At 60.7% G+C, this 6,988-nt stretch carries 8 protein-coding genes; 2 read left to right on the plus strand and 6 right to left on the minus strand.

The window, feature by feature from the left end:
- Window positions 1–1,105, plus strand: a 1,105-nt coding sequence (locus A3754_RS09770; RefSeq protein WP_063519516.1) for a peptidoglycan DD-metalloendopeptidase family protein, incomplete at its 5' end; no start/stop codon positions are given.
- A complete protein-coding gene (locus A3754_RS09775; protein ID WP_063519517.1) occupies window positions 1,095–2,198 on the plus strand; it encodes an anhydro-N-acetylmuramic acid kinase in 1,104 nt (367 codons plus the stop codon). The genes A3754_RS09770 and A3754_RS09775, both read left to right, overlap by 11 nt.
- Window positions 2,199–2,376: 178 nt before the next feature.
- Here A3754_RS09775 and A3754_RS09780 read toward each other — a convergent pair whose 3' ends face one another.
- From A3754_RS09780 to A3754_RS09805, 6 genes are all read right to left on the minus strand, one after another.
- Window positions 2,377–2,880 carry a phosphatase PAP2 family protein gene (locus A3754_RS09780; protein WP_063519518.1) on the minus strand — a complete coding sequence of 168 codons (504 nt, stop codon included), beginning with the start codon at window positions 2,878–2,880 and terminating at the stop codon, window positions 2,377–2,379.
- Between the two features lie 220 nt (window positions 2,881–3,100).
- Entirely contained in the window at window positions 3,101–3,460 is a 360-nt protein-coding gene (gene erpA, locus A3754_RS09785) for an iron-sulfur cluster insertion protein ErpA (RefSeq protein ID WP_063519519.1), read from the minus strand.
- Window positions 3,461–3,538: 78 nt separating this feature from the next.
- The gene (locus A3754_RS09790) at window positions 3,539–4,018 is read right to left on the minus strand and encodes a polymer-forming cytoskeletal protein (protein WP_063519520.1); all 480 of its coding nucleotides are present in this window, start codon (window positions 4,016–4,018) and stop codon (window positions 3,539–3,541) included.
- Between the two features lie 9 nt (window positions 4,019–4,027).
- The gene (locus A3754_RS09795) at window positions 4,028–4,756 is read right to left on the minus strand and encodes a DUF6776 family protein (protein WP_063519521.1); all 729 of its coding nucleotides are present in this window, start codon (window positions 4,754–4,756) and stop codon (window positions 4,028–4,030) included.
- A 2-nt stretch (window positions 4,757–4,758) separates the two neighbouring features.
- Window positions 4,759–5,829, minus strand: coding sequence for an N-acetyl-gamma-glutamyl-phosphate reductase (argC, locus tag A3754_RS09800; protein WP_063519522.1), 1,071 nt, complete (start codon window positions 5,827–5,829; stop codon window positions 4,759–4,761).
- Window positions 5,830–5,949: 120 nt separating this feature from the next.
- Window positions 5,950–6,988: chloride channel protein (locus tag A3754_RS09805; protein WP_063519523.1), on the minus strand; the 1,039-nt coding region annotated here is incomplete at its 5' end.

Genomic DNA, 6,988 nt, shown 5'->3' on the forward strand with positions numbered 1-6,988 from the left:
ATGGCAAACGCTGACCGTGCAATCCGGAGACAGCCTGTCCTCATTACTGCATCCCCTGGGCATTGGCGCCGGGCAGATCGATGCCCTGCTCAAAGGTGACGACAAGCTGAAGCGGCTCACCCGCTTGCGCCCCGGGGAAGCACTGGAAGTCATTGTTAACGACAGCGGCTCCCTCACCAACGTGCGCTACCACCCCTCAAAAGTTGAAACCCTCACCGCACGGCTGACAGGCGGCGGCTGGAGTGTGCGCCTGAGCCAGCGGGAATATCAGAAGCAGACCCGCTTCGCCCAAGCCGACATTACTGGCTCCCTGTTCCTGGCCGGGGCTGCGGCCGGCATCACCGACCGGCTCACCATGCAGCTTGCCAACCTGTTCGCCTGGGATGTGGATTTTGCCCTCGACATCCGCAAAGGCGACCGCTTCCGCATTATCTACGAAGAGCTCTACCTGGATGGGGAGAAAGTCGGCGAAGGCGATATCCTGATGGCCGAATTCTGGAACCAGGGCCGCCATCTCACTGCCTTCCGCTACGAAACCCTGTCTGGCGATGTGGAGTACCTGAATATCAAGGGCGATTCCATGCGCAAGGCATTTATCCGTACCCCCGTGGCTTTTTCCCGTATCAGCTCCCGCTTTAATCCGGGCCGCAAACACCCGGTACTTAACCGCATCCGAGCCCACAAGGGCACTGACTATGCCGCCCCCTCCGGCACCCCCATCAAGGCCGCAGGCGATGGCAAGGTCATCTTCGCCGGGGTAAAAGGGGGCTACGGCAATGTCATCATCCTCAAGCATGGCCAGATCTACACCACCCTGTATGCCCATATGCGCAGTTTTGCCAAAGGTATCCGCGTGGGCAAACGAGTCACCCAGGGGCAAACCATCGGCTATGTGGGTTCGTCCGGGCTCGCCACCGGCCCACACCTGCATTACGAGTTCCGTATTAACGGCGTACACCGCAATCCACAAACCGTACCGCTGCCCAAGGCACGCGGCATCAACGATAACGAGAGAGCGGAGTTCCTGATTGCCGCCAACCGGCTGAAGGCACAAATGACCCTGTTCTCCGAAGCCTCGACACTGGCCAGCAGCGATGCCTTCTAAGACCGAGCCATCCCTGTTTATCGGCCTGATGACCGGCACCAGCGTGGACGGCATTGATGCCGTTCTCGCCAGCATTGGCGGCGACCATTTTTCTCTGCTCGGCACCCTGAGCCAGCCAATCCCGGCACCGCTTCGCGACGACATTCTCGCCCTGTGCCAGCCGGGCAGTAACGAAATCGACCGGGCCGGCCGCGTCAACCTGCAGCTGGCCGGACATTACGCCAACACCTGCCAGACCCTGCTCACGCAGGCCGGCATAACCCCGGACCAGGTCCGTGCCATCGGCTGCCACGGGCAGACCATTCGCCATCGCCCGCAACCGCCCGGCTTCAGCGTACAACTGGGCTGCCCGGATTCGCTGGCCGTGGCAACCGGCATCCCCGTGGTCAGCAACTTTCGCAACAAGGATATGGCGCTGGGCGGGCAAGGCGCCCCGCTGGTGCCGCCCTTTCATCGACAGTTATTTGCCCGCCCTGATCAACGCATTGCCGTGATCAACATCGGCGGCATGGCCAATGTGACCTTGCTGGATACCGGCCAGCTCACCGGCGGCTTTGATACCGGCCCGGGCAACGTGCTGATGGATAGCTGGATTCAACAGCACTACCAGCAAGCCTACGACCGCAACGGTGACTGGGCCGCCAGCGCCCAGCCCGACAGCACCCTGCTCACTACCCTGCTGGATGATCCGTATTTCCATCAGCCGCCCCCGAAAAGCACCGGACGGGAACGCTTCAGCCGCGACTGGCTCAACGCCCAACTGGCTAACCACTCGCTCCCTGATGACGTCATCCAGGCAACACTGGCAGAACTCACCGCCCACTCGATCAGCGATGCACTTAACAACTTCCAGCCCGATCACGTACTGATCTGTGGTGGAGGCGCCCATAACCGGCACCTGCTGGAACGCCTTCAGGCATTACTCAACACCCCGGTCACCAGCACCGCCGAGCACGGACTGCACCCGGACTGGGTGGAAGCCGCCGCGTTTGCCTGGTTGGCCTGGGCGCGCATGGAAGGAAAAGCGGGCAATGCGCCGGTGGTCACCGGGGCGTCGAGGGAAGCGGTATTGGGGCAGATCACCCTGCCTTAAGAGTAGCTGCGAGCTATGAGCTACGAGCTTCAAGGCGCGAAACAGGGATTGGCTCAACCGACAAACTCTTGAACCGCGCTTCGGCGTTGCTTTTCGCCTCGCCTGGGCGCGGCGCACCACAGTGAACCTGGCTTTGGCTCTTCCCGCGCCTCGCAACTCGTAGCCCGTAGCTAGCCCCTCAAACCAGCCACAGCCCAATCATGGCGCAGCTGAAGCCAAGCGTCGCGCCAGCCAGAATGTCCGACGGATAATGGACCCCCAGCAACACCCGGGACAATCCCACCATCACCGCCAACCCCAACGCCAGAGCCATTACCGGCGGATAGAACACACATAGCAGTGTCGCCATCACAAAGGCCGCCGCTGTATGCCCGGACGGGAAGCTGAATCGGTCCGCGGGCTGAATAAACGCCGACAGGCTCTCCAGCGCATCCGCCGGCCGGGGCCGTTTGATCAAGTGCTTGAGCAGCACAAACATCGGCACTTCCAGGGCATAGGCGGCCATGGCAGTCAGGGCGAACTCGCTGCCGCCCTGCCGATCCATCCACCAGATCAGCAACGTCAGCGCCACATAGAAAGGACCATCGCCGAGGCGGGAGATCATCCGCGCCAGACGGGCACGGCGGGCTGCCTGCGGTTGTTGTAGCAACCAGCACATGGCCCGGGTATCCGCGGCGGTCATTCGTTGAAATGTCGGTTTTGTCGTCATCATGGGTTCAGTGTCTACCCGAAAAGCGACGAAATGTTGATCAAACAGTGAAGGTTTTGTGACAGGGGAGACAGGCGCGAGTTGCGAGAAGCGAGTTTCGAAACCCAGTCCACCTCTTGCCTTTCGAGACTCGTAACTCGTTACTCGCTTCTTTTCGGCAAAGCGGGCTTACGACTGAAGCAGCCAGTTATTCCTAAACAGAGAAGGAAGAACCGCAGCCGCAGGTGGTGGCCGCATTGGGGTTGCTGACCACGAAACGCGAACCCATCAGGCCCTTTTCGTAATCCACCTGGGAACCATCCAGGTATTGAATGCTCATGGCGTCTACCAGCAGGGTTACGCCGGCTTTCTCCACCGAGGTATCGTCTTCATTCACCGCTTCATCGAAGGTGAAACCATAGGAAAACCCCGCACACCCGCCGCCAGTGATATACACACGCAGCTTCAGGTTCGGGTTTCCTTCGTCGTCACGCAGCTCTTTGACTTTGGCCGCGGCGGCATCAGTAAATGAAATAGGCGCTGACTCGGTCATACTCTCGCTATTGGCTGACATCTGGGCAGTAGGATCCCCGCCTGGGCAACAGCAATCGCCCAGGCGGGTAGATCATGTTCCAGTACCCGACTAAAACAGTCAAGAATTATCCACGGCCGCCTTGCCTGCCACAGCCTTGCCTTCAGGCTCCGACTTGGCGGCTTTACTGGCGTCCGGGGCAGGCAAATTGCGGCGCTCATCATCCAGCCGTACCAACTTGCCATTCACCCGCGCGCCCATGACCATTTCGATCATCCGGTAATACACGTTGCCTTCCACGGATGCCTTTTCGGCCAGCTCCAGGTTTTCGGTGGCGTGCACATCCCCTTCCACGCGACCGTTGATCACCACCTGGGCGACCTGAATCTCACCTTTCACCACGCCGCTTTCGCCGATCACCAGGCGGCCGCCATCCTTGCCCACGCTGACGTTGCCTTCCACGGTGCCCTGGATATGCAGCCCCCCGGAGAATTCGATATCGCCACGAACGGTTGCGCTGGGCGCGATCAGGGTGTGGTTACGGTAATCCTGGGACGATGCCCCTGTCGTTGCTGCGGTTTTCTTGTCTCGGCCTAGCACACGTCTCTCCTACTGCCATTTTATGGTTTTCTGTGTCTGGTAACGGTTTCTGCCGCCGCTCTCAGCATCCACATCCACCGCCTGTATCACCACCCCTTCGGGCACCTTAAAGCGGCCATTCAGCTCCTGAAAGTAGCGAAACCGGAAGCGTGTCTCACTGCCGTCCTCAAGCCAGCTGCGTCCGTTGAGCGAAAACGCCTCACCGTCTTTCTCTCCGCGCAGGTGCAGACTGATATCCCCGGACAGATAGCCCCGGTTATCGCCGGACTGCACCAACACCACCCGATAATGGTATTCGTCAGTGTCGTTATCCTGCTGCACGGTCATTTTTTCGATCTGCAGGCCACCTTCGGTGCCAGCCGGTGCCATGACATTCTTATAGAACAGCACCGCCTCTTCGAGCTCGGCCACCTGATCCTGCAATGCCTTGATCTCCCGGCGCACCTCTTCGCGAGCCTCCAGGGTCAGTTCGGAATCCGCTCTGAACACCGCCAGTTCATTACGCGCAGTCTCCAGCTCTGCATCCAGGGTCTTGACCTCACCACGCAGTCGGCGATTGGATTCCGAGGCATCCAGGGCACCGCCAGCACCCAGCCAGCCGCCCAGCAAAAACAGCAACACCGCCACGACAAGCGCAACCGACACCCACAGCCGCCGCTGCTTCTTCTGCTGAGACGGGCTGATCGGCATCAGCATCACATCATCGATGCCGGCCCGGCTTTTCGGTTTCTTCGCCATGGTTACGGGGCCAACGGGACCACAGCCAGCCCCGCCCCCTCATCCAGACCAAACATGATATTCATGGCCTGCACCGCCTGGCCCGACGCCCCTTTCACCAGGTTATCGATCACCGACAGCACCACAATCACGTTCTCACCACGGGGCTGGTGCAGCGCCAGCCGACACATGTTGGCGCCCTTCACAAAGCGCGTTTCGGGATGACTCCCCAGCGGCATCACGTCCACGAAAGGCTCATCGGCATAACGGGCCTCGAATGCGGCCTGGATCTCTTCCAGTGGCGGCGCCGACTCGGTGAGCTGGCCGTAGAGTGTGGCATGAATACCACGGATCATGGGGATAAGATGTGGAACAAATGTAGCGCTTACCGGGGCACCCGCAATATCACCCAGTCCTTGCTCAATTTCCGGCAAGTGCCGGTGACCACTGGCGCCATAGGCCTTGTAGCTTTCCCCGGCTTCCGCCAGCAACATGGGCACCTTGGCACCCTTGCCGCCGCCACTGGCACCACTGGCCGCGTTGGCAATCAGTTGGTCCGGCTTGATCCAGCCTTTTTCCAGCAATGGCAGATAGCCCAGCTGAATCGAGGTGGGATAGCAGCCGGCGCACGCCACCAGCCGGGCATCACGAATTTTCTCCCGATTCACTTCCGGCAGGCCATATACCGCATCCGCCAGCAACTCCGGGCAAGCATGGGGCTCGCCATACCATTCGCTCCAGAGCTCATGATCGCGCAGACGAAAATCCGCAGACAAGTCCACCACCCGCACCCCGGCGTCCATCAGCTCAGGCATCATGCGCATGGCCACGTTATGGGGCGTGGCGAAGAACACCACATCACAGGCCGCCAGCCGTTTTACGTCCGGCTCGCTGAACACCAGATCCGTGCGCCCGCGCAGGGACGGAAACAAATCCGCCACCGCCACACCGGCTCCACCACGGGAGGTAATCACATCCAGCTCAGCATGGGGATGATTAACCAGCAGGCGCAATAATTCGACCCCGGTATACCCGGTACCGCCAACCACACCCACTTTCAGCGGTGCACTGACTTGTGCTGGCTGAGAAGACATATCCCACTCCTGAACTGCATTAATAAAAGGAAGCCCTGCATGATAGGGTCGCCGCCCACCATCGGCAAGAACGCGCCCGCAACGGCGGGGCAAAACCGGCACCAAAGAGCGGCCCGGTAATCAGCCGGGCAGTTGTCGCTCCGGCGCTTTCACCGTCTCGGCCGCAGCGCCCTTGTCGTCGCTACGCTCCGCCGGCTTGTCCTGGGTTTTTTCCAGCGCCATGCCCTGACCATCGGAAAGCCGGTCAGCCAAAGAATCATACAGAGGGCGAGCCCAGACAACCTTGGCCACCGCCGCGGACAGCAGCGCTCCCGCCATCAGCGGCAGCAGGATATCGTGACGGTTGCCGGTCAACTCCATGACGATCACGAAGGACGTGATCGGCCGCTGTATCACCCCGGCCAGAAAAGCCGCCATGGCCACCAGCGTCAGCCCCACCAGCGACGAGCCGGGGAAGAAACCACCCACCACATTACCGATACCCGCACCGGCCGCCAGGCTGGGAGAGAACAGACCACCGGGGATGCCGGTAAAATAAGACACCAGGGTGGCCGACATCTTGGCCAGCGCGAAGGTCCAGTTACCCGGCTGCTCACCACTCAGCAAGGTAGATGCCTGCTCGTAACCACTGCCGTAGGTGGCCCCGCCCGTAATCAGCCCCAGAAACACCAACACCAGCGCGCACAGCACCACCACACGGTATGGATGCTCCCTGGCGTAGGGCGAAAGGAATTGGCTGCCCTTGATCAGCAACCGGCTAAAAAAGCCGCCCAGCAGACCACACACCAGCGCCGTCACCCCAATCGCTGCCCAGTCCCGGGTGATGTCCAGCGCCCCGTCCGGGTGCCCAAAAAAACTGTAGTGCCCCATTATCATCAACACCACCACACCGGAAAGAATGATGGCCATGATCAGGGTACCGCTGGTGCGCTGCTCAAACGAGCCGGACAACTCCTCAATGGCGAACACAATCCCTGCCAGCGGGGCATTAAACGCCGCCGACACCCCTGCCGCGCCACCCGCCACAATCAGGGAATTATCCACGTATTTCTGCTGAAGCCGCCCCACCCGGCCCACCGAATACATCATCGCCGCGCCCATGTGCACACTGGGGCCCTCGCGGCCAATACTGGCCCCGCACAGCAACCCCAGGCAGGTG

The sequence above is a fragment of the Alcanivorax sp. HI0083 genome (genome assembly GCF_001635175.1).

Bases quoted from the DNA above. Each gene is read 5' to 3' on its own strand.
- A3754_RS09775 (WP_063519517.1), top strand. From the start codon at position 1,095: ATGCCTTCTAAGACCGAGCCATCCCTGTTTATCGGCCTGATGACCGGC.
- A3754_RS09780 (WP_063519518.1), bottom strand. From the start codon at position 2,880: ATGACCGCCGCGGATACCCGGGCCATGTGCTGGTTGCTACAACAACCG.
- erpA (WP_063519519.1), bottom strand. From the start codon at position 3,460: ATGTCAGCCAATAGCGAGAGTATGACCGAGTCAGCGCCTATTTCATTT.
- A3754_RS09795 (WP_063519521.1), bottom strand. From the start codon at position 4,756: ATGGCGAAGAAACCGAAAAGCCGGGCCGGCATCGATGATGTGATGCTG.
- argC (WP_063519522.1), bottom strand. From the start codon at position 5,829: ATGTCTTCTCAGCCAGCACAAGTCAGTGCACCGCTGAAAGTGGGTGTG.